We start from the raw sequence: 21,519 nt of genomic DNA, 5'->3' as shown, positions 1-21,519 counted from the left end.
GCTTTGGGGTTGAGCTTTGACAACGCCGAAGCAGTAAGGTTTAGCATTTTGCCCGACCTTTGCCGAACAAGCTAGCAGTTTTCCGGTGTTTAAATGTTAGAAAACTACTTGCTCAGTTTAAATGCAGGGCCAGTTGTAGGCCACTTCTTTACTTTACTCGCACCTCTATGCAGCATCCCGTTATCCTGGCCATTGAATCTTCCTGTGACGATACCTCGGCGGCCGTGATGGTGAATGGCGAAATCCGCTCCAACGTAGTGGCCACCCAGCAGGTGCACGAGCAGTACGGCGGCGTAGTGCCTGAGCTGGCCTCGCGCGCCCACCAGCAGCACCTGATTCCGGTGGTAAATGCTGCGCTGCAAAAAGCGGGTATCGAGAAACGCGACCTTGACGCCGTGGCCTTCACCCAGGGCCCCGGCCTGCTTGGTTCCCTGTTAGTAGGTGGTATGTTTGCCAAAACGCTGGCGCTGGCGCTCGGCAAGCCCCTGATTGCGGTAAACCACATGCGGGCACACATTCTGGCCCACTTCATTGAGGAGCCCAGGCCAGTATTTCCCTTCCTCTGTCTCACCGTGAGCGGTGGGCACACCCAACTGGTAATTGTGCGCAGCGCCCTGGACATGGAGATTATCGGGCAGACTATTGATGATGCTGCTGGCGAGGCTTTCGATAAAACCGCTAAGCTGCTAGGCCTGCCGTACCCCGGCGGCCCGCACCTTGATAAGCTGGCCCGCGCGGGTAACCCCACGCGCTTCCCCTTCCCGGTAGGTGCCATGCCCGGCTACGACTTTAGCTTCAGCGGCCTGAAAACCTCCGTGCTTTATTTCCTGAAGAAGGAAACTGCCCAAAAACCCAACTTCATCCAGGAGAACCTGCCGGACCTGTGCGCCAGCATTCAGTACACCATCATCCAGACGCTGCTGCGCCAGCTACGCCGCGCCGCCGCCGACAACGGCCTGACGCAAATTGCGCTGGCTGGGGGCGTAGCCGCCAATAGTGGCCTACGCCAGGCCCTTCAGGATGAGGCCGTGACCCAGGGTTGGCAGGTATTCATTCCCGCTTTCCAATTCTGCACCGACAATGCCGGCATGGTGGCCATGACGGCTCACTTCCAGTACGAAGCCGGTGACTTCGCCGATCAGCTCGTCAGCTCCGACCCACGCCTGAAACTGGCCTAACAGGACCTCACCCCCGGCCCCTCTCCTTGGGGAGAGGGGTGCCAGACGCTAGAAATGAATAGGCAATGGCTCTCTGCATCGCTCATTGTTAACTGATAATCGCCACTATAACGCACCCCTCTCCTCGAGGAGAGGGGGTGGGGGTGAGGTAACCATAACCGAATTATTCGCAACCTTGCCGCCCGCATTTGCGAACCTTGCTTACGCCGCCTTTCCTGCGGCTACTTTCTCATGGCCAAACAAAAAGACGATACCCCTAAGCGCGTTAATATTCTGAACCGCCGCGCCAGCCACGAATACGCCTTCATTGTGAAGTACGATGCCGGCATTATGCTCCAGGGCACCGAAATTAAAAGCATTCGCGAAGGCAGCGTGCAGATCCAGGACGGTTTCTGTTCCTTCCATACCGATGGCAGCCTGTGGGTACATAATGTCACCATAGCCAAGTATACCGAGGGCACCTACAACAACCACGAGCCCATGCGCGCCCGCAAGCTCCTGCTCAACAAGCGCGAGTTAAAGCAGTTGGCTAACAAAAACCAGGAGCAAGGCCTCACCATTATTCCGCTCCGCATGTTTGTAAACGAGCGCGGGTTTGCCAAGCTGGAAATTGCCCTGGCCAAAGGCAAGAAGCTTTTCGACAAGCGCGAAGATATCAAAGCCAAAGACCAGCGCCGCGAGATGGATCGGGCCAAGGAGTATTAGACAAAGGGCGAACCTGTGCGATAGTGAATTTATGAAACAGGCTTGGTAGGCTCAGATTAAAGCAGGAATTTCGCCCGATAGCCGTTTTTGCCAGTAAAACTCTGCTACGCTGTTACGTAGAGCAGTAATGAGCGGTGCAACTTCACCATTTCACAACTTCACCTTTGAATCACGGAATCTGCGCCCTGAGCGTCGTGCCGGTACGCGCTGAGCCTTCTGATAAGGCCGAAATTGTTACCCAGCTTATTTTCGGGGAGTGCTATTCTATTTTGCTGGTGCAAGGCAACTGGTGCCAGGTGCGCAGCGCCGCCGACCAGTACGTGGGCTGGATTGACATTAAACAGCACACGCCCGTTACGCCCGAGTATTTACAGGCCTGGCTCGCCCAAGATCACCCCCGCACTCTGGACGTGGTACAGATGGTAAGTGATACCAAAACGCGCATTCCGGTAAGCCTAGGTGCCCGCCTGCCGTTTTTTGATGGCATGACCCTGCGCCTGGGTGAGCAGCAAATGTTTTACAACGGCGCCGCTACCAACCCGCAAAACGGCCACGGCCCCCATGGCCCCGCCGACCAGCGCCTGCGCCTGCTGCAGAAAATGGCCCTCACGTTTCTGAAGGCACCGTACCTATGGGGCGGCAAAACCATGTTCGGCATTGACTGCTCAGGCCTTATGCAGCAGCTGTACGGCCTTATTGGGGTACAGCTCCCGCGCGATGCGCATCAGCAAATCAACGTAGGCCAGGTAGTGCATTTCGTGGCGCAAACCCGCCCCGGCGACTTAGCCTTCTTCGATAACGCCGAAGGGCGCATCATTCACGTGGGAGTGCTGCTGGAAGATCAACAGATTCTGCACGCCAGCGGTGAAGTGCGCATCGACCCCCTCGACCACAACGGTATCTATAACCGCGACCGGAAGAAGTACTCGCATAAGCTGCGCCTTATCAAACGAATTCTTTCCGATGATTGATGCAAGTGGGGTGTAGCTCACTAATTGTTGGTGGTGGAGTTATTCAACTAAATAACCCGCAACAACAAGCAACCAACCGCCTCTGGCACTTGTTAATGCGCTAAGAATCATCTAGCTTTCTGGCAGGCCAGATTCTTTTTTCTTTAGCGCATATGGATCAAAAAGTGCTCGTGTTAAACGGCGACTACACCGCCATAACGCTGTGTAGTGTACAGAAAGCCTTCGTGCTTCTGTTTTTGGAAAAAGCGGAGTTGATTGCAAAGTCAGATGGCGTAATGCGTACGGTAAGCAAGGCTTTCCCGAAGCCCAGCATCATCCGGCTGCAGCGGTACGTGCGCGTGCCTTATAAAGGCATTGCCCTCAGCCGCCACAACATCATGAAGCGGGACCATTTCGAGTGCCAATACTGTGGCTCGACCAAGAACCTGACCCTGGACCACGTGCTGCCCAGGAGTAGAGGCGGCGACTCCAGTTGGGGCAACTTGCTCACGGCCTGCTCCAGGTGCAACCACGCCAAAGGCCACAGAACCCCGCAGGAAGCCGGACTTACCATTCGGCAGCAGCCCAAAAAACCCACTCTCACGGGCTTCCTTAAACTCAGCGCCGGCACCCTCGACCAAAACTGGCACGCCTATCTTCACTAAAACCGACCGCCTCCGGGCTGGTCGGTTTTTTTATGAACCTAAAAAAGCGCCCCTGGCCTATGCCAGGGGCGCTTTTTTACTATAGGTATTCTGTGCTGTAGAGTGGCCTGTGTAGGCCTAGTACCTGTCGGCAGTGTGTTCTACTTCGCCACCGCTCGCAAACACGAGCAGGTCGCGGTTAAGACGATCTTTCTCCGTAATAAACAAGCCATGCGGCGCTCCGCTGTACTCCACAAACTGAGCGTGCGGTACAAATTGCGTCATTCGTTCCCCACTTACTTTAGCGGGCACGGTATCATCGCTGCCGCCATGGATGACCAGCGTGGGCACCTGAATGGCAGCCAGGTCTTGGCGGAAGTCGGTGGCGGCAAAGGCGTACACTCCTTGCTCGGTGGCGCGGGGCGAGGCCAGTTGGCACATCGACTGCATCCAGTCTAGCGTGGCCTGGCTTACGGGGTGGCTGATAACGCCCACCCCGAAGAACTGCTTGCCGAATGTCTGTAAGAAATCGAAGCGGTCTTTGTTGATGCCTTCCACCATTTTATCGAACACCTCTTTGTCGGCGCCGTCGGGGTTGTTGTCGGTTTTCAGCAAGAAGGGCGTTACGGCCGAGACAAAGGCTACTTTGCTAACGCGGGCGCCACCGTGGCGGCTCATGTAGCGGGCTACTTCGCCGCCCCCCATTGAGAAACCCACCAGCGTTACGTTCTGCAGATCCAGCGTGTCAAGCACTGCTTTCAGGTCGTCGGCTAACGTGTCGTACTCGTTGCCCTCCCAGGTTTTAGATGAGTTACCGAACCCCCGACGGGTGTAGGCCACTACGCGGTGGCCATGCTTGGGTAGTTCAGCCAGTTGATATTCCCACATTTCGTAGCTGGCGGGCCAACCATGAATTAGCACAATGGGGTTGCCCTCGCCCTGATCAATGTAATGGAGTTTTACGTCGTTGCCGTTGGCATCGGTACCTGCTTTGATGTAGCTCATAAGAGTAGTTTTGAAAGTGTAGAAGAACAGTAAATAAGACGGTAGGTACATACGTTAGGCCTTTTCTATTGATGAGCCAAAGCCAATAAGTTGTACAGCTGTGTTTAATCGTCTTCCTTTGACCGGATGAGCTATCAATCCCGCATTCTGACGTTAGCTGCTGCCAAAAGCCTGGCAGCAATCGGTGGCCTGGGCCTGTTACTAACGGCTTGCCAGTCTGATTCTGGCAGTTCCACTGCCTCCACCACCGCCGCTACCATTACTGAAAAGCAACCTACTGCTACCCCCACTGACTCGGAGGGAGCGTGGTACCGGCAGTACCGAGCGCTGCTACCTGGCTCATCTGATAGTATCTCGCTGCACCTGCAGAGCTTCGGCAAAAATCACGGCGACTTCACCGAGGCCCGCCTCTGGGGATTTTACGCCGCCGCCGATGGCCAGCCACACGAGGTAAGCGGCACCCTAAGCTCTAGCGCTCCAGATAGCATCACGTTGCGCACCATTGGAATGCCCACGGGAGAAGATAGCCAGGAAGGCCCAGTCTGGCGACTGCAGCGCACAGGCACCATGCTCGTGGGTACCCAAAATGGGCGGCCAGTGCAACTGCGCCTTGTGCAGCCCGCTAGGGGCATTCGGTTTGTCACCCGCACCTTCGCCGATTCTGTGCCCGCCCGCCCCAACCATCCGGAGGATTCTATTTTTGGCCGCACCCGGCTGCACGCTCTGTTGCCTCAGGGAGGAACTGCCCGGCAAACCCTTCAACAAAACCTGCTGCGTGGCTTGCGCGGTGATACCCTAGAAACCAAGCCCGCCCCAACGCTAGAAGCAGTATGGCAGCAAAAGCGCAATGAGCTAAAAGACTACCAACAAGAGGTAGGGCCATTGGTAGAAGCAGCCCTAGCCGATACCAGCAGCAGCTACCGCCCCGCTGCCACCCTGAACTACGAAACCGAAGCCGACACGTACGTGCTCTGGAACCAAGGCAACCTACTCAGCATCGGGTACTTCACCTTCGATTATAGCGGCGGCGCGCATGGCAACTACGGCACCACCGTCCGCAGCTATGACACCCGCACCGGCCGTGCCCTGCACTATACCGATATATTCCGGCCCGGCTCAGAGATGGCTCTGGAGCGGTTGCTAGGCCAGTACGCCAAACCAGTGCTAGGTCTGAAGCCGGGCCAACCGCTCTCCAATTCTCTATTTAAGAATACACTGCCCGCTACGCACAACGTGTACCTAACCAGTGGCGGAGCTGTGTTTGTGTATGCGCCCTACGAGGTGGCTTCGTACGCTCAAGGTGAAATCAGGGTATTTATGCCCTTCTCGGCACTACAACCACTCTTGCAACCCGGCTTACCGGTAGCCAATGGGGTTGAGGTAGTGCGTAAGTAGCAACATAAAGTGGGCGGGTACACTATACCACTTAGGGTGATATTTAAAATGGAGTACGCTTAGTTGCGCAATCGCACTCAGTAGTACCAAGGTATGTTTGCTGTTCACACATCCTAATACTGATTGGGTTACGTAAGTAAATGTACCTGATGCTATCAGGCACTTAGGATAGGTACAACAACCTGGCCTACGTACAAAATATCGCCCTTTCAGGGCTCAACAAGTTCAACGGTAAGAGAAGCGGTATCTTTACAGTTGACTTCTTTTCACCACCCCATGCAAGCACCCAAATTCTCGGCTTCGCGCTCCTTTCATCAGGAGCTCAAACGCCGGACCAACGCCTACTTCGCCGAGGCAGGTAAATCAACTACCGGCGGTAAAACTCTGTTATTTAAAGCTATTCTGCTGACTGCTTCCTTCGTGGCAGTATACCTGCACTTAGTGTTCTGGACGCCAACCGTGTGGCTAGGTATCCTGGAAAGCGCTCTGCTAGGCGGTATCGGGGCGGCCATTGGCTTCAACGTTATGCACGACGGTGCCCACGGCTCGTTCAGCAAGTCCAAGTGGATCAATCAATTTGCCGCCTTCACGCTCAACGTAATGGGTGGCAACTCCTTCATGTGGAACATGAAGCACAACCTCATCCACCACATGTACACCAACGTGGAAGGTGTGGACGACGACTTGGATGCGCAGCCCTGGCTGCGCCTGAGCCCCGAGCAGCCCCGCCGCAAGCTCCACCGCTTTCAGCACCTGTACTTCTGGTTCTTCTACGCCCTGCTCTTCATCGCCTGGATTTTCTACATGGATTACCAGAAATACTTCCGGGGCAAAATTGGCGATATGGCCATCAAGAAAATGTCGGCCTCTGACCAAGGGGTGTTCTGGGGCTTTAAGGTCTTGCACCTAGGCCTGTTCGTGGCCCTGCCTATTTATATGGTAGGCTTCGTGAGCTGGCTGGTAGGCTTCTTGGTGTTTATGGCCGTGGCCGGCTTTACGCTGAGCATTGTGTTCCAGCTGGCGCACACCGTGGAGCATACCAACTTTGTAGTGCCTCACGCTACCACCAACAAGATTGAGGACGAGTGGGCTATCCACCAGATCAAAACCACCGCCAACTTCGCTACCGATAGCAAGATCATCAGCTGGCTGGTGGGCGGCCTGAACTTCCAGGTTGAGCACCACCTGTTCCCCAACATCTCGCACGTGCATTACCCCGCCCTGAACAAGATCATCCGTCAGGTGTGCGAGGAGTTCAACATCACCTACAACGAATACCCCAAGATGCGCTACGCCGTGGCTTCCCACGTAGCCCACCTGCGGGAGCTAGGCCGCAAATAGTAACTGCTAGGCCACTAGCAATGAAAAAGCCCCGCACTGCTAACAGTGCGGGGCTTTTCTATATAGGCTGACTAGTTAGTAATAACCCGGAATCCCGGAATGTCTCGTACGTTTTGCTCCCAGTTGATCATTTCCTCCAGGAACTCCTGTACATGATGCAGGATGATGTCGGCGGTTAGCTCCTCCGGTTCAAAGCTGTCGAGGTACTTAGGCTCTCCGCAGTCTTTGAGTTCCAGAATCTCGGGATACTGAATGGTCACGTACACCCTGGAGTCGGATAGCTGGGAGTAGAGCAGGGCGCCGCCTTTCTTTACATAGTGGCGGAAGTCGGTCTCATGTTGTTGCTCGTCGTGCAACACTGTTTTGATACCGCTGGGAGAGGAGTTAAATGACAGAAATATCACCTCCCGATTCTCCAGATAATTATCAGTATCCACGTACCAATTCAGGTTCACTTCCCGCTGCACCTCGTTCAACTGCTCCAAAAGCATGTTCCGAGTATCGTTCTTCCAGGTAGCTCTCCTGGTTTCAATCTTGCTGAGGATTTCCTTGTAGGCAACGCTGGTCTTTCTGATAATCTCTAATCGGGTCATGAAGCAGGTGTTTGAATGGCAATGGGTGAGGTGAGGATAATCGGCAATACGGAGAATAGGTCAGATAGATTAAATGATAAGTTTATAATAAAGTATAAACATGATAATGTTTGCGGCGCTGTATCTACTCATTCAGTTATATATGGTCTCGCATTAGTTAACATAAAAGGGCCGGTACTCAGAGAACAATGAGTGCCGGCCCTTTTATGTTAACTAATGCGAGATTTATCCCACAGACATGGAGCAGGAAACACAGGCACCTGAATTACATTTCTTGTATCCTATGCCAGACTCAGCGGTGCAACCACTGCCCCCTGAGGAACAACTACAGCTAAAACCGCTCTCTTCATCAGCAAGCAGAAAATATTGGCTCGGAGAAGAGGGTATGGTAGATTTTGCGCTGAGTGAGCCACCCAAAGTACTTAGGCGCTTCGATTCGCTAATTACGTATGTATTAGGAACAGCATAATCCGCTAAAGCGCCAAAGATATTTACTACTACATGTTTATAGTTATTCGGATGGTTAGCAATTTGCTTGGTTGGATCAGCTACACCATGAACTTTTATGTTGAGTTCACGCATAGCTCGCTGTATGTACTTAAACTGAAACAAGTCATTAGGAGATTGAATATTCTTGGAACGCAACTCTTTTAGTTGTGCTTTATCTCTAATGAAAGAAATTCCAGCTTGAGTATCAATAAATCCACCTGGTTCAACGGTTAAAGACGCTTTACCAGTACAAGCACTTCCATTTGAACATTGGCTACAAGCAAAAGAACCTTGCACATAAAAAACATCACAACCACTCGTGCATGCACCTGTGCAGGTGTAAGTAGAACCTCCTCCGTCATCGAGGAGATTAGCACTTGGGTCTGTATCATAGTCTTGTGAAGTAACAAAGCGTATTCCAGCTGGATAAATTAATCGAACAGTTTTGCCATTGTTCTCGACACTTGTTTTAGTGCCATCTGGTACAGCAATTCCATTTAGAGTTGCTCCATGCAATATGGTAGGGACCGGATACGCTTGTTGTAAAGTAGATTGTGGTTTTGGGTTTTGTTCAGGGTGATTACAGGAATTGAAGCCGATTGTACCCAGCAATCCTATGGATAGGGCTAGAAAGAGTCTTTTCATGATGCTTAATTTGAGTTAGCTTGTATATACTAATGTAAATATTGTTGTGACGGAGCACTAGGAAACAATTGCCTTATTTGTGACATGGCAATTGTTTAAGATATTGTTGTGATGAGGGTGCGGTGTGATATTTCTCCTCAAACTTCCGTATCTTTGCGCCCCCGCCAGGGTGGCGGGCCGGTGCTTTGGCGCTGTGTATCAAGTAAAAACGCGTTCCGGAGTTGGCCCTGAGCCGGACGTGTAGAGCAGGGCTATAAGCAAACTAATGGCAGAGTTAGTAGACAACTTCGACTGGGACAACGTTGGAGCCAACAGCTTCGGTGGTAACTACACCGCTGAGCAGCGCGCCGAGATGGAACAGATGTACGGTGAGACCCTCACGACGGTACAGGAAGAAGAAGTAGTAAAAGGCACCGTGGTAGGCATCACCGACCGCGATGTAATCCTGAACATCGGCTTCAAATCCGATGGTCTGGTGTCTATCACTGAATTCCGCGACCTGACCGACCTCAAAATCGGTGACCAGGTAGAGGTTTTCATCGAAGACCAAGAAGATGCTAACGGTCAGCTGATCCTGTCGCGCAAGAAGGCGAAGATCAAGCAGGCTTGGAAGGCTATCTATGACGCCCTGGAAAACGACACCGTGCTGGAAGGCGTGGTGAAGCGTCGTACCAAAGGTGGTCTGATCATGGATCTGGACGGCGTTGAGGCCTTCCTGCCCGGCTCGCAGATTGATGTGAAGCCTATCCGTGACTTCGACATCTATGTTGGTCGTCGCATGGAAGTGAAAGTGGTGAAAATTAACGCCGCTTTCGACAACGTGGTAGTTTCGCACAAAGTCCTGATCGAGAAAGACCTCGAGAAGCAGCGCGAAGCCATCCTCAACAACCTGGAGAAAGGCCAGATCCTCGAGGGCGTTATCAAGAACATGACCAACTTCGGTGTGTTCATCGACCTCGGTGGCGTAGACGGTCTGCTGCACATCACCGACATCTCGTGGGGCCGCATCGCTCACCCGAGCGAAGTACTGCAGCTCGACCAGAAGCTGAACATCGTAGTTCTGGACTTCGACGAAGCCAAGAAGCGTATCAGCCTCGGCCTGAAGCAGCTGACTCCTCACCCATGGGATTCGCTGCCTGCCGACATGGGCGTAGGCTCGAAAGTGAAAGGCCGCATCGTGAACGTTGCCGACTATGGCGCGTTCATGGAAATCATCCCCGGCGTAGAAGGCCTGATCCACGTTTCAGAAATGAGCTGGAGCCAGCACCTGCGTAACCCGCAGGACTTCATCAAGCAGGGCGACGTAGTAGAGGCTCAGATCCTGACCCTCGACCGCGAAGACCGCAAGATGAGCCTAGGCATCAAGCAACTGAGCGAAGATCCATGGACCCGCGGCGACTTCGCTACGAAGTACGCAGTAGGTACCAACCACAACGGTCTGGTGCGCAACCTGACCAACTTCGGCCTGTTCGTTGAGCTGGAAGAAGGTGTGGACGGCCTCGTACACGTTTCGGACCTGTCGTGGACCAAGAAGATCAAGCATCCTTCGGAAGTAGTGAAGGTAGGTGATCGTCTGGACGTGGTGGTTCTGGAGCTGGATGTTGCTAACCGTCGTCTGGCCCTGGGCCACAAGCAGCTGGAAGAAAACCCCTGGGATACGTTCCAGACGGTATTCACTCCTGGCTCGGTGCACAAGGCTACCATCACCGAGAAAAACGACCGTGGTGCAGTGCTCGAGTTGCCTTATGGCATCGAGGGCTTCGCGTACCCCAAGTCGCTGGTGAAGGAAGATGGCAGCAATGCTGAGAACGGCGAATCGCTGGACTTCCGCGTAGTTGAATTCTCGAAGGATGACCGTCGCATCGTGCTGTCGCACACTGCCGTGTTCAACCAGGCGCAGGAAGAAGATTCCCGCAACTCGAAGTTCGCTAAGAAGAAGCCCGCCGGCGGTGCTGCTGCTCCTGCACAGGGCGAAGGCAAAATCAGCGACCTGAAGAAGCCACAAGCTGCTGAAAAGTCTACTCTCGGTGACCTGGATGCTCTGTCCGCCCTGCGCGACAAGATGATGGGTAGCGAGCGTCAGGCTGGCGAGCAGAAGCTTTCTTCGAAGGCTGCTCCTGCTGAGGCTCCGGCCACGGAAGAAGCTCCCGCTGAAGGTGGTATTCTGGCTGCCGTAACCGGTGCTGCTTCGGCTGCCCTAGACAAGGCCAAGGAAGTAGTAGGTGACGCAGTAGAGGCTGCTTCGCACTCCGAAATCCTGGACAAAGCTAAGGAAGTTGCCGGCGACGTAGTTGATAGCGTGAAGCACGCTCTCGGCAACGACGAAGCTGCTGACAAGAAAGAAGACGAGAAAGCCTAAGCTTCTCTCGCTCTTTAGCAAGGAAGGCCCCGGAGAAATCCGGGGCCTTTTTTGTTTTCTAGCCTATAGGGTGCCTTACTGCATAGGCTCGTAGTTCAGTGCTATCTGGGTACTAAATATTCCGTATACAGAAAGCCCAAAGAGATTGATAGCCGCCTAGGCCACCGGAACCTGAATACCCAATGTTTCTCAGGGCCGCTAGGCCAGTACCCAACGTGTAGAGCTACCAGAGCGCACAAAATTTCCTGCACATGCCCAACTACTTACCGTTAGGCAAAGCGAAAAACTGGCCTATGCTTTGGCAAAAGTCAGATTAAGGCGTATGTTTGCATCCTCAAAACCACTGGTGACGTGACCGAGTGGCTAGGTAGAGGTCTGCAAAACCTCCTACAGCGGTTCGAATCCGCTCGTCACCTCTCTTACAATTCCTGTTTTCTGAGTACGCTTTGTGTGCCCCGGTCGATTAGCCCCGACCGGGGTTTTTGCGTTTTGGGCCCTGCCCACCCACAACGCCTGGCCTGGCCCTCCTTAATTTGGTATAGATAGCTCTTACCGACAGGAGACGCCTAAAACGGAAAATTATCTGGAAGGGATATGCTTTTGCAAATCCTTGGGGTCTGAGAATGACCCGGGTATCATTTAATAGCCAAAGCAGAGGGAAAAAGGCTTTCTTGCGGTATTATCCCTACATTCCATTTCTGCGTAAGAGCGCGCACGCAACTACCTCTTTCCCGTTCATCATCCATGAAGATTATTGACCTCCGCACGATGCGCGGACCCAGCTACTGGTCCGTTAAGCATTTCAAGCTCATCGTAATGAAAGTCGACATGCAGGACTTGGCCGACGCGTGGTCGAATACAGTTCCCGCATTAGCGGAGCAACTACCAAGCTTGCTGCCGGAGTTGGCGCAGCCCCAACCTATGGATGCGGGCAAATCGGCGCAGAAGAACCCGCCGCTCACTCAGGAGCAGCTGACCGATGGAGAGCCCCTAGGCCACGTAATTATGCAAACAGCCCTGGCATTACAGCGCACGGCTGGTATGCCCGTGCACTGGGGCAAGTCGTATCCGGCGCACCAGGAGGGCGTGGAGTTTGTGGTGTTTGCCTACCAGGAGGAGCGGGCCGGCCGAATGGCCGCTGAGGCCGCCGTACAGGTAATCGACGATTTGTGCCACCAGCGCTCAGTGACTATTAAGCCTATTGTTGATGAGCTGCACGAGATTCGGGAAGAGGAGTTCTTTGGGCCCAGCACCTGGAGCATTGTATCGGAGGCAGCCTCGCGTAACATTCCCTACATCCAGCTTAAGAACAGCAACATCATTCAGCTAGGCTACGGGGTTAACCAGAAGCGCATTTGGGCTACCACCACCAGCTACACCTCACACGCCGGGGTGGAGGTAGCTGGTAACAAGAACCGAACAAAGGCAATGCTCCGAGACTCGGGGGTGCCAGTGCCGAGTGGTACTACGGTGTACTCTGAGGATGGCCTGCGCGATGCCATTGAGGAGTTGGGTTTTCCCATTGTGACCAAGCCACTGGATGGAAACCATGGCAAAGGGGCTACTATCTGCATTCGGGACTGGGAAGGAGCGGTAGAAGGGTTGAAAGCGGCTCAGGTATACTCCCGGGCAGTGATAGTAGAACGCTTTATTGAGGGCCACGACTACCGGATGCTGGTAGTGGATGGGAAGCTCATTGCAGCGGCCAAGCGCACGCCAGCGGCCGTGAAAGGCAACGGTACCAGCACCATTCAGGAGCTGATCAACGAAGTAAACAAGGACCCGCGCCGGGGCGTAGGCCACGAGAAGGTGCTAACCAGCATCAAGGCCGACCAACACACCCTGGATATCCTGAAAACGCATGATCTCACGCTCGATTCAGTACTGCCAGAGGGCCAGGAAGTGTACCTCAAGAGTACGGCCAACATCAGCACCGGCGGCACTGCCACCGATGTAACTGACCTAGTACACCCCTATAACGTGCTGCTAGCTGAGCGAGTAGCCGGTATCATTGGCCTCGATATCTGTGGCATTGACTTGCTGACCAATGATATTGCCGTGCCGCTAAATGAAACCCGGGGCGCGGTAATTGAGGTAAACGCAGCCCCCGGTTTCCGGATGCACATTTCGCCGACGGAGGGCCTACCCCGTAACGTGGCGGCACCCGTGGTGGATATGCTTTTCCCGCGCGGCAGCACGGCTCGCATTCCCATTATGGCCGTAACGGGCACTAACGGCAAGACCACCACTACCCAATTGATTGCGCATGTGGTAGCAGCGGCAGGCCATAAAGTAGGCTATACCACCACCAACGGTATCTACATTCAGGGGGTGCAGCTGCAAAGCGGCGACTGCACGGGTGGGCAAAGCGCCGAGTTTGTGCTCAAAGACCCCACGGTAAACTTTGCGGTGCTAGAAACCGCCCGGGGTGGCATGCTCCGCTCGGGGTTGGGCTTTCATACCTGCGATGTGGCTGTGGTTACAAACGTGGCCGCCGACCACCTAGGCCTCCGCGACATTTACACCGTGGAAGAAATGGCCACTGTAAAAGGCGTACTGCCGCGGACGGTGCGTAAAGACGGGTATGCGGTGCTCAACGCCGACGACGACCTCGTGTATGCTATGCGCGAGAAGGTAGAGTGCAATGTGGCCCTGTTTAGCATGAACGAGCACAACCCACGCATTCGGGAGCACATTGAGCATGGCGGCCTGGCTGCGGTATATGAAGAAGGTTACATCACCATCTACAAGAACAGCTATAAGCTCCGCATCGACCACGCTACTGCTTTCCCCATTACGTTCGGGGGGCGGGCTACTTTCAACATCGAGAACTCCTTGGCGGCAGCGTTGGCTTGTTATTGCTATGGGTTCGATAAAGAGCAAATTAAGCTGGCTCTGCGCACCTTCGTGCCATCGGCGGCAAAGATGCCCGGCCGCATGAACACCTACCAGTTCCCCGACTTTGAGGTCATAGTCGACTACGCCCACAATACGCACGGAGTAGGGAAGTTCGCGGAGTTCCTGAATGCTACGGAAGCCACACGTAAGGTTGGCGTGGTTTCTGGCCTTGGCGACCGGCGCGACGAAGACACACTCGGCTTTGCTAGAATTGCCGGTAAGATGTTCGATGAAGTGGTGCTACGCCAAGACCGCGACCTGCGCGGAAAAACCGCCGAGCAGCTCAAGGAAATCATGATGCGGGGCCTGCGCCTTGACGCCCCCGAGCTGCCCATCACGTACATTGAAAACGAGATGGAAGCCATTGATCATGTGCTGAACACGGCCCAGCCCGGCTCCGTGATTGTGCTGTTCACTGAGAACATTCAAGCCACTATTGAGAAGCTGGAAGCGTATGAAGCCAAGCTGAAGGCAGCAGTATAAATTACCCACATACCAGCACATAAAGAAGGCCACCCAACTGGGTGGCCTTCTTTATGTGCTGGTATGTGGCCTAGGCCTACTTAAGAGTGAAAGTAGTCTTGCCGATCATCACACCACCTTCATACAGTTCTACCGTGTGAAGACCCGTTTTATAGGGTGCTCCCTTGGCATAAACAAACTGCACAGGCTGGCGGGTGTTATCGTATACAATATCCTGCTTGGCCGTGTAGAAGGCCTCAGAACCATCAATGGTGAAGGTGCCGCCGCCGGTGCTCAGGTTGTAAAGAGCCGCACCATCGGGCTCAATCAGGCGCATCATGATCTGCTTGGTTTCCTTCGGCGAAACATCATTACGAGCCAGGTTGAAGGTTACTTTCACCTTCTCCACGCGCTTAGCTTTAAACTCGTTGTCGTCGTCGTCTTTCTCTTTGTTGCGGCTGTTAACTACCCCAACCCGGATGTTTTCGGCCTGCAGGCGCGAGGCAATAGATACTTTCTCGGAAAGCTCTTGATTGGAGCGCACCACGGTAGAAATAGTGTCGGTGAGCTTATTCTGTCGCTCTTTCAGGGTGGTGGTTTCCGTGTAAAGGGCTTCGTTATCAGCCTTCAACTGGGCAATTTCTTCGTCTTTTTTACGAAGCTGATTCTCAAAATTGGCGGCGCGCTGCTTAAAACGGCGCTGTTCAGCAATGCTGAAGCTACCGGCTTTGAAAGAGCGCAGCTTCAGCAAATCAGCATTAATCTGAGCTAGTTTAGCTTCCAGAGAATCATTAGCAAGGCCCATGCCTTGCACTTCCTGGCTCTGACGCTCAAAATCAGCCTTGAGTGCTTCGTACTGCTTGATCTGTTCTTCCAGTTTGGTGTCTTTCACCTGGACTTCTGACTGCAGCTGTTCATTCTGCTGCGTCTTTTGCCGATTCATGTAGAACAGAAAGCCATTGATGCCGACCAAGAGCAGGACAAGGGCGATTAGCAGGAGCCATTTGTTGTTGTTCTTTGGTTCGGGGCTGTTGTCTTGTTCCATGGCAGGAAAGGGGGTTAAGTGAAGTCCGGATGGTCCGGACGAAGGCATTACCTTTGGGGCAAAAATAACGGAGTTCTGTACCCAGGCAAGTCCCAAGATACAATCCTGTCAGCATATGCAACCAGGTATTACCCTTGATGCTGCGTATTGGCAGCAGCGTTACGCTACCAGCCAAACGGCCTGGGATACTGGTGCGGTAACGCCACCTCTGCAAGATTATTTTGCGCAGCTAGGGGCGCCAGATGCCCGTCGGGTCCTGATTCCGGGCGCGGGCCGGGCCTACGAAGCTGAGTATCTGCATCATGCAGGCTATCCAAATATTTTTGTGGCGGAAGTAGCGGCAGCACCCCTGCAGGACTTGTTGCAACGGGTGCCAGACTTTCCTCCCAGTCATTTACTGCAACAGGATTTTTTTCAGTTGCCAGCCACGCCACCGTATGATATGATTGTGGAGCAAACATTCTTCTGTGCCCTCGATCCTAGCCTTCGGCCAGCGTATGCCCGGCAGTGTGCTCACTTGCTCCGGCCGGGAGGTACGCTGGTTGGGCTACTATTTGATACTACCTTTAGCCAGCCTGGGCCCCCGTTTGGCGGCTCCCGGGAAGAGTACCGGGCGTACTTTGAGCCGTACTTCAAGTTCGTCCATTTCGAGACAGCCACTAATTCCATTGGGCCACGCCAAGGGCGCGAGCTGTTTATATGTTTAAGGAAGAAGTAGGGGCCTAGGCCACTTCTAACCGTCTCTGTTCTACCATCTGCTAGGCCACCACTTAGCCTCATAAGCCATTTCATGCTGCAAACTCTCGCTAATACCCTGCCTCATTTCCGCAATACTAATTCCGGCCAGTTTTTTCTGATGGCGGGCCCCTGCGTGATTGAAGGCGAAGACATGGCCTTACGCATTGCCGAGCAGGTCCGTCAAATAACTGATAGGCTTCAAATACCGTACATCTTCAAAGGCTCTTACCGCAAGGCCAACCGCTCCCGGCTAGACTCCTACACCGGCATTGGCGACGAGAAAGCCCTGCGTATTCTGGAGAAGGTGGGCCGCGAAATTGGGGTGCCTACGGTAACCGATATCCATGAGTCGGAGGAGGCCGCCATGGCTGCTGAGTTCGTGGATGTACTACAAATTCCGGCATTTCTATGCCGCCAGACCGATTTGCTGATTGCGGCCGCTAAAACGGGAAAAGTAGTAAACGTAAAAAAAGGCCAGTTCCTGTCGGGTGAGTCGATGCAGTTTGCCGTGGATAAAGTGCGTCAATCGGGCAACGAGAACGTTATCCTGACTGACCGCGGCAACTCTTTTGGGTACTCTGATCTGGTAGTAGACTTCCGGAACCTGCCGGTAATGCGCGAGTTTGGCGTGCCCGTGGTGATGGACGTGACCCACTCTCTGCAGCAGCCTAACCAAAGCAGCGGCGTAACCGGAGGCAAACCAGCCCTCATTGAAACCATTGCCAAGGCGGCAATTGCAGTAGGGGCCGATGGCCTGTTTATTGAAACCCACCCAACGCCCGCCAGCGCTAAATCAGATGGTGCTAACATGCTGTCCCTTGATCGGCTGGAGGCGTTGCTGGTGAAGCTTACGCGGGTGCGGGAAGCAGTTCGCTAGGCCATTAAGCGTAGGCATAAATGGGCGCGCAGCGCAGGCACATTTTGCCAAAACATACACTATATTTGTTTCGTTGAAAGCGAAAGTAGCAGAGAGCTTGCGCCCTCTGCTACCGTTACCGCTACAGCCCGAATAGGAGGTATAACCCTCCAATTCCGCCTAAAGCGGCCACAACCCTCACTATGAAAGTTGTGGTCACATGAATGGAGCATTCAACCTGAAGTCCATCCATGTTTGTACGACCCTTGTCCATAACGACTGGATTTGAGGGTGGCCTAAACACCCTTCTTATCCTGAAGCCCGTGCCCCAAGCACGGGCTTCGCTGTTTTAAGCAGCCGCATTGGCGGGGTGACAACCGTACGTTTGCCAAATATACTAGCATTCAACGGCTCTTATGCTATTGAGGTTAGTATTTTTGAAGCTAGCTTGCATTGGTCTTTAAGCAGAGAAGCGCTGGGTGCGTTCCAGCAACTTATCCAGCAGGTTGTCAAACCGTAGCAGGAAATGCTGTTTTGGTTGCTTGCGCCGAAAGAAGACCAGCCCGATAAAGAATAGATCGATAGTCAGCGTAACCTCCGGATGCTGTTTAATGGCCTCCCAGGCCCTGGTCATTTCCTCCGACCAATGAATGTCATCCAGCACAAATACGCTGTCCTCAGTTCGGTGCGCATTCATCAACTCAAAATAGCGTAGGGTGGGCTCGAAACGGTGGTTGCCGTCAAAAAAGACAAAATCTACGGGCGCGTTAAGGGCTGCCAGAGCAGGAGCCAGAGTGTCGTCGAGGTTGCCTTCCTGAAGGTTAATATTGCGTAGGCCTAGGGCCGTGAATGTTTCTCTTGCCACCGTGGCCGTTTGGGGGCATCCTTCGAAAGTGAGTACACTGGCCCTTGAGTCGGCGGCAGCGAGGTAGGAGGTAGTGAGCCCCAAGGATGTGCCGAGCTCAACAATGGTGCGGGGCTGAAATGCATTCACTAACCGGAACAGGAGCTGAGCTAGCGGGCGTGATTTAGCCGCTGTGCGGGCAATATCACGGATGCGGCGTGTGCGGCCCGCGCCCGTATGCGAGCCAGCGCCAAAGTCGTGTACTTGAATGCTCTTTGCGCTTTGTAGCAGCTCCTGGCGCCGGGCTTCAATGGGTTTGTATGCCGCAAAATTTCCATCGTGGCCAATCACGTGCGCGTACAGGCTAAAAACAAAGGGAGAGTGTAGCCCATGCGTGTTGCCCGACTGCAACAAAAACCGGAGGTAGCTGAGAATTTGAAAAAGCAAAGTGCGCAAGTAAAAATAGAAGCGGCCAACACTGGCCTAGCCGCTCACTATGAGAGAGCAGGCAAAGCTACGGGGCTTTTCAAGACGAATAGGCCGGCAGTACTTAGGGAAAGGCACAGAAAAGCCTTTCCTCAGCTAAGGCAGCATGCTGCTTCATGAAGAAAGGCCTTTCTGCTTGCCTACGGCAAGAAAAAGTTAGTTCAGACGATAAGGTACTACGAGCGTAAACTCCGGTATTTCAACGGCAAACTCACTGCCGTCCATCAGGCGCTCCATTTGGTAAGAGCCCCGCATTTTACCGAGGCCCGACTTGAGGTTGCACCCCGAAACATACTGGTGCGACTCGCCGGGCTCAAGCACCGGTTGCTGGCCTACTACGCCTTCGCCCTCTACTTCGCGCACGGCTCCATTGGCATCGTATATGTACCAATGCCGGCGCAGTAGCTTAACGGTAAATTCGCTGTCGTTGCGGATATCAATTTTATAGGCGAAAACGTAATGCTCTTGACCTGGGCTCGAATAATCGGGCAGGTAATTGGTGGTTACGCTAACGGTGACACCCTGTGTTGTGGTCGTATTCATGGCTCCTGAGGTCCGGGGTGGGAGAAAGCTAACAGCCGTATGGGGAATTTGGTTTATCTACGCAGCCAAGGCACCAAAAGGCTTAGCCAATCGCAAAATAATATACTCCTGTATGTCCGTAAAGATAGAAGAAAGCTGGCGCAACGTACTCCATGCCGAGTTCGAAAAACCGTATTTTCAGCACCTAATTGCCTTTGTAAAAGGCGAGTATGCAACTGCCACTGTTTACCCACCTGGTCCGCTGATTTTTCATGCGTTTGATGCCTGCCCTTTCGATAAAGTGAAGGTGGTAATTCTAGGCCAGGACCCGTACCACGGCAAAGGGCAAGCCCACGGCCTGAGCTTCTCAGTGGCCGAAGGTGTCCGGACACCCCCTTCGCTCCAGAACATTTTCAAGGAGTTGCAGAGTGACCTGCCAGATACGCCCCCAGCGCCCAACGGCAACCTCGACCGCTGGGCCGAGCAGGGGGTGCTGCTACTAAATGCTACGCTTACTGTACGCGGCGCAGAACCAGGCAGCCACCAGAAAAAAGGCTGGGAGCAATTCACGGATGCGGTAATCCAGAAGATATCGGAGGAGAAAGAACACGTGGTCTTTATTCTCTGGGGAGCATACGCTCAAAAGAAGGGCGAAATCATTGATGCCCGCAAACACCTCGTGCTTAAGGCCGCGCATCCCTCCCCATATGCTGCCGACCGGGGGTTCTTCGGCTCCAAGCCATTCAGCCAAACAAATGCCTACTTAGTAAAGAATGGCCTGGCTCCCATCAAGTGGTAAACCAGTGCTTAGGTAGACGGTCTCGAGCGTCTGCATATTTACCTGTTTGCGTAGCCCCCTACTAAAGCAGTGTGCTATAAAGACTATCAAATAAAAAGCCCTGCAACGTAGAGTTAGCAGAGCTTTTTATTTGACTTCATGTCTCGTGGCCGAAATCCGCTACACCTAGTTTACCAAGTTGAACAAGCGGTTCCAACGAATCTTGTGAAGGAAAGACCCATATGGATCAACTGATAACCAGATGAGCACCGCCTTACCCACAATGTGGTCTTCAGGCACGAAGCCCCAGAAGCGGGAGTCCAGGGAGTTGTGGCGGTTGTCGCCCATCATGAAGTAGTAATCCTGCTTGAAGGTGTAGCTTGTGAGTGGCTGACCGTTCTGGGTAATAACACCGTTGGCATTAAGCTCTACACCTTCATTGTGCTCATAACGCAGAATAATTTTCTGGTATAGCGGGGTGTTTTGGGGGGTAAGTTGCACCGTTTGGCCTTCCCTGGGCACTTGAATGGGGCCGTAGTTATCCTTATTCCAGGTGGGGAATGGCGGATTAGCCAGGGGCTGGCTGTAAGGCGCATCGGGGTTGTTGGGAAACACCTGCTGACCGGGCTCAGGTTGGCCAGGAGGCGTTTTGAGGTCGATAACTCCTTTTACGTAGGGCTGCTGCTTAAAGAAAGCTACGGCTGCCGGCGTCATGTTTACTTGGTAGCCGGGGCCATACGTGGGATGAACGCCTCCAAAAGGTATTCCGGCCTCGGTATCGTCGTAGTTCACTACGCCATACTTCTTAAAATCGCCCACAATGTCATCAGTATACTGCGGCACCTGCAGGAAATAGCTACTCTGCATTTCAGGGTAGTTCTTGGCGGGCTTACCGTTCACCGACACCTGGCCGTTGACGATGGTCAGTACGTCACCCGGAATACCAATACAGCGTTTAATATAGTTGGTACGCAGGTCGGCGGGATGCTCAGCTTCCGTGGGTACGTTAAACACTACCACATCATTATTTTTCACGGAGGAAAAACCTGGCAGGCGGTGACTGGTCAACTGAATAGCATCGGAGTAGCTCTTGATGCTAGTGCCCCAGATGGTTTGGTGCGTGAGCGGGACCTGCAACGGGGTTTGCGGGGTGCGCGGACCGTAATGCAACTTGCTCACAAACAGATAATCGCCTACCAGCAGCGAATGCTCCATGGAGGGCGTTGGGATGGTGTAGGCCTCAAACGTAGCCCAGCGGATGAGCGTAGCCGCTACTACCGCAAACAGAATAGCGTCGCCCCATTCCCGGAAGGCGCCTTTCTGCTTCTTCGGCTTGCCGTTAGTAGGAACGGGCGCCGGAGCGGGTTTATTTTTCTCGAGGTATTTCTCCCAGGATTGTACAGCCATAATATTCAGGGCCAGAAAAAACGACAACCAGCATATACTGGCTACTTCCAGCTATCAACGCCGGAAGATGCGAAATAATGCGATGAAGATAAGCAAGTGGTGAATTTGTGCTGTAGAGACGCTGGTATTCTATTGGCCTGGGCAGCGCCATGCAGTCGTCAGAACATCAACCCCCTTAC

General features: G+C 53.5%; 18 protein-coding genes and 1 tRNA gene. 12 read left to right on the top strand and 7 right to left on the bottom strand.

What is annotated here, in order from left to right; translation table 11 throughout:
* Nucleotides 1-167 precede the first annotated feature (167 nt).
* From tsaD to HMJ29_RS01710, 4 genes are all read left to right on the top strand, one after another.
* Nucleotides 168-1,178: a tRNA (adenosine(37)-N6)-threonylcarbamoyltransferase complex transferase subunit TsaD gene (tsaD, locus tag HMJ29_RS01725; RefSeq protein ID WP_171589864.1), complete on the top strand. Its 1,011-nt coding sequence runs from the start codon at nt 168-170 to the stop codon at nt 1,176-1,178.
* A 231-nt stretch (nt 1,179-1,409) separates the two neighbouring features.
* The gene (gene smpB, locus HMJ29_RS01720) at nt 1,410-1,883 is read left to right on the top strand and encodes an SsrA-binding protein SmpB (protein WP_135531848.1); all 474 of its coding nucleotides are present in this window, start codon (nt 1,410-1,412) and stop codon (nt 1,881-1,883) included.
* A gap of 164 nt (nt 1,884-2,047) precedes the next feature.
* A complete protein-coding gene (locus HMJ29_RS01715; protein WP_244678705.1) occupies nt 2,048-2,854 on the top strand; it encodes a C40 family peptidase in 807 nt (268 codons plus the stop codon).
* A 152-nt stretch (nt 2,855-3,006) separates the two neighbouring features.
* Nucleotides 3,007-3,498 carry an HNH endonuclease gene (locus HMJ29_RS01710; RefSeq protein ID WP_171589863.1) on the top strand — a complete coding sequence of 164 codons (492 nt, stop codon included), beginning with the start codon at nt 3,007-3,009 and terminating at the stop codon, nt 3,496-3,498.
* A gap of 117 nt (nt 3,499-3,615) precedes the next feature.
* Here the strand turns inward: HMJ29_RS01710 and HMJ29_RS01705 are convergent, their stop codons facing one another.
* Nucleotides 3,616-4,482: an alpha/beta fold hydrolase gene (locus HMJ29_RS01705; RefSeq protein ID WP_171589862.1), complete on the bottom strand. Its 867-nt coding sequence runs from the start codon at nt 4,480-4,482 to the stop codon at nt 3,616-3,618.
* A gap of 126 nt (nt 4,483-4,608) precedes the next feature.
* On the opposite strand from HMJ29_RS01705, the gene HMJ29_RS01700 reads away from it, so the two are divergent.
* Nucleotides 4,609-5,877: a DUF3298 and DUF4163 domain-containing protein gene (locus HMJ29_RS01700; RefSeq protein WP_171589861.1), complete on the top strand. Its 1,269-nt coding sequence runs from the start codon at nt 4,609-4,611 to the stop codon at nt 5,875-5,877.
* Between the two features lie 276 nt (nt 5,878-6,153).
* Nucleotides 6,154-7,218 carry a fatty acid desaturase family protein gene (locus HMJ29_RS01695; protein ID WP_171589860.1) on the top strand — a complete coding sequence of 355 codons (1,065 nt, stop codon included), beginning with the start codon at nt 6,154-6,156 and terminating at the stop codon, nt 7,216-7,218.
* Between the two features lie 71 nt (nt 7,219-7,289).
* Here the strand turns inward: HMJ29_RS01695 and HMJ29_RS01690 are convergent, their stop codons facing one another.
* Both HMJ29_RS01690 and HMJ29_RS01685 read right to left on the bottom strand, forming a co-directional pair.
* Nucleotides 7,290-7,811 (bottom strand): hypothetical protein, encoded by a 522-nt coding sequence (locus tag HMJ29_RS01690; RefSeq protein ID WP_171589859.1) that lies wholly within the window; start codon nt 7,809-7,811, stop codon nt 7,290-7,292.
* 225 nt (nt 7,812-8,036) lie between these two features.
* Nucleotides 8,037-8,945 (bottom strand): hypothetical protein, encoded by a 909-nt coding sequence (locus HMJ29_RS01685; protein ID WP_171589858.1) that lies wholly within the window; start codon nt 8,943-8,945, stop codon nt 8,037-8,039.
* Between the two features lie 265 nt (nt 8,946-9,210).
* On the opposite strand from HMJ29_RS01685, the gene rpsA reads away from it, so the two are divergent.
* The 3 genes from rpsA (at nt 9,211) to cphA (ending at nt 14,685) form a co-directional block, all read left to right on the top strand.
* Entirely contained in the window at nt 9,211-11,304 is a 2,094-nt protein-coding gene (gene rpsA / locus HMJ29_RS01680) for a 30S ribosomal protein S1 (protein ID WP_244678704.1), read from the top strand.
* A 345-nt stretch (nt 11,305-11,649) separates the two neighbouring features.
* A tRNA-Cys gene (locus HMJ29_RS01675) sits at nt 11,650-11,720 on the top strand.
* 328 nt (nt 11,721-12,048) lie between these two features.
* On the top strand, nt 12,049-14,685 hold the full coding sequence (cphA, locus tag HMJ29_RS01670) for a cyanophycin synthetase (protein WP_171589857.1): 2,637 nt from the start codon (nt 12,049-12,051) through the stop codon (nt 14,683-14,685).
* A gap of 76 nt (nt 14,686-14,761) precedes the next feature.
* On the opposite strand, the gene HMJ29_RS01665 is transcribed toward cphA, so the two are convergent.
* Nucleotides 14,762-15,709 carry a DUF8428 domain-containing protein gene (locus tag HMJ29_RS01665; RefSeq protein ID WP_171589856.1) on the bottom strand — a complete coding sequence of 316 codons (948 nt, stop codon included), beginning with the start codon at nt 15,707-15,709 and terminating at the stop codon, nt 14,762-14,764.
* Between the two features lie 115 nt (nt 15,710-15,824).
* On the opposite strand from HMJ29_RS01665, the gene HMJ29_RS01660 reads away from it, so the two are divergent.
* Complete coding sequence (locus tag HMJ29_RS01660) at nt 15,825-16,427, top strand: class I SAM-dependent methyltransferase (protein WP_171589855.1); 603 nt, start codon at nt 15,825-15,827, stop codon at nt 16,425-16,427.
* A 72-nt stretch (nt 16,428-16,499) separates the two neighbouring features.
* Nucleotides 16,500-17,324, top strand: a complete 825-nt coding sequence (kdsA, locus tag HMJ29_RS01655; RefSeq protein WP_171589854.1) for a 3-deoxy-8-phosphooctulonate synthase — start codon at nt 16,500-16,502, stop codon at nt 17,322-17,324.
* Between the two features lie 439 nt (nt 17,325-17,763).
* On the opposite strand, the gene HMJ29_RS01650 is transcribed toward kdsA, so the two are convergent.
* Together HMJ29_RS01650 and apaG are read right to left on the bottom strand one after the other, a co-directional pair.
* The gene (locus tag HMJ29_RS01650; RefSeq protein ID WP_171589853.1) at nt 17,764-18,594 is read right to left on the bottom strand and encodes an O-methyltransferase; all 831 of its coding nucleotides are present in this window, start codon (nt 18,592-18,594) and stop codon (nt 17,764-17,766) included.
* 195 nt (nt 18,595-18,789) lie between these two features.
* Nucleotides 18,790-19,176, bottom strand: coding sequence for a Co2+/Mg2+ efflux facilitator ApaG/CorD (apaG, locus tag HMJ29_RS01645; protein WP_135432284.1), 387 nt, complete (start codon nt 19,174-19,176; stop codon nt 18,790-18,792).
* A 112-nt stretch (nt 19,177-19,288) separates the two neighbouring features.
* Between apaG and ung the strand changes: the two genes are divergently transcribed.
* Nucleotides 19,289-19,954, top strand: coding sequence for a uracil-DNA glycosylase (gene ung / locus HMJ29_RS01640; protein WP_171589852.1), 666 nt, complete (start codon nt 19,289-19,291; stop codon nt 19,952-19,954).
* Between the two features lie 165 nt (nt 19,955-20,119).
* Here ung and lepB read toward each other — a convergent pair whose 3' ends face one another.
* Entirely contained in the window at nt 20,120-21,340 is a 1,221-nt protein-coding gene (lepB, locus tag HMJ29_RS01635; RefSeq protein WP_171589851.1) for a signal peptidase I, read from the bottom strand.
* Nucleotides 21,341-21,519 lie beyond the last annotated feature (179 nt).

Origin of the sequence: Hymenobacter taeanensis (assembly GCF_013137895.1) — a bacterium.
Lineage (GTDB): Bacteria > Bacteroidota > Bacteroidia > Cytophagales > Hymenobacteraceae > Hymenobacter > Hymenobacter taeanensis.
This window is presented reverse-complemented; position numbering and strand designations above follow the sequence as displayed.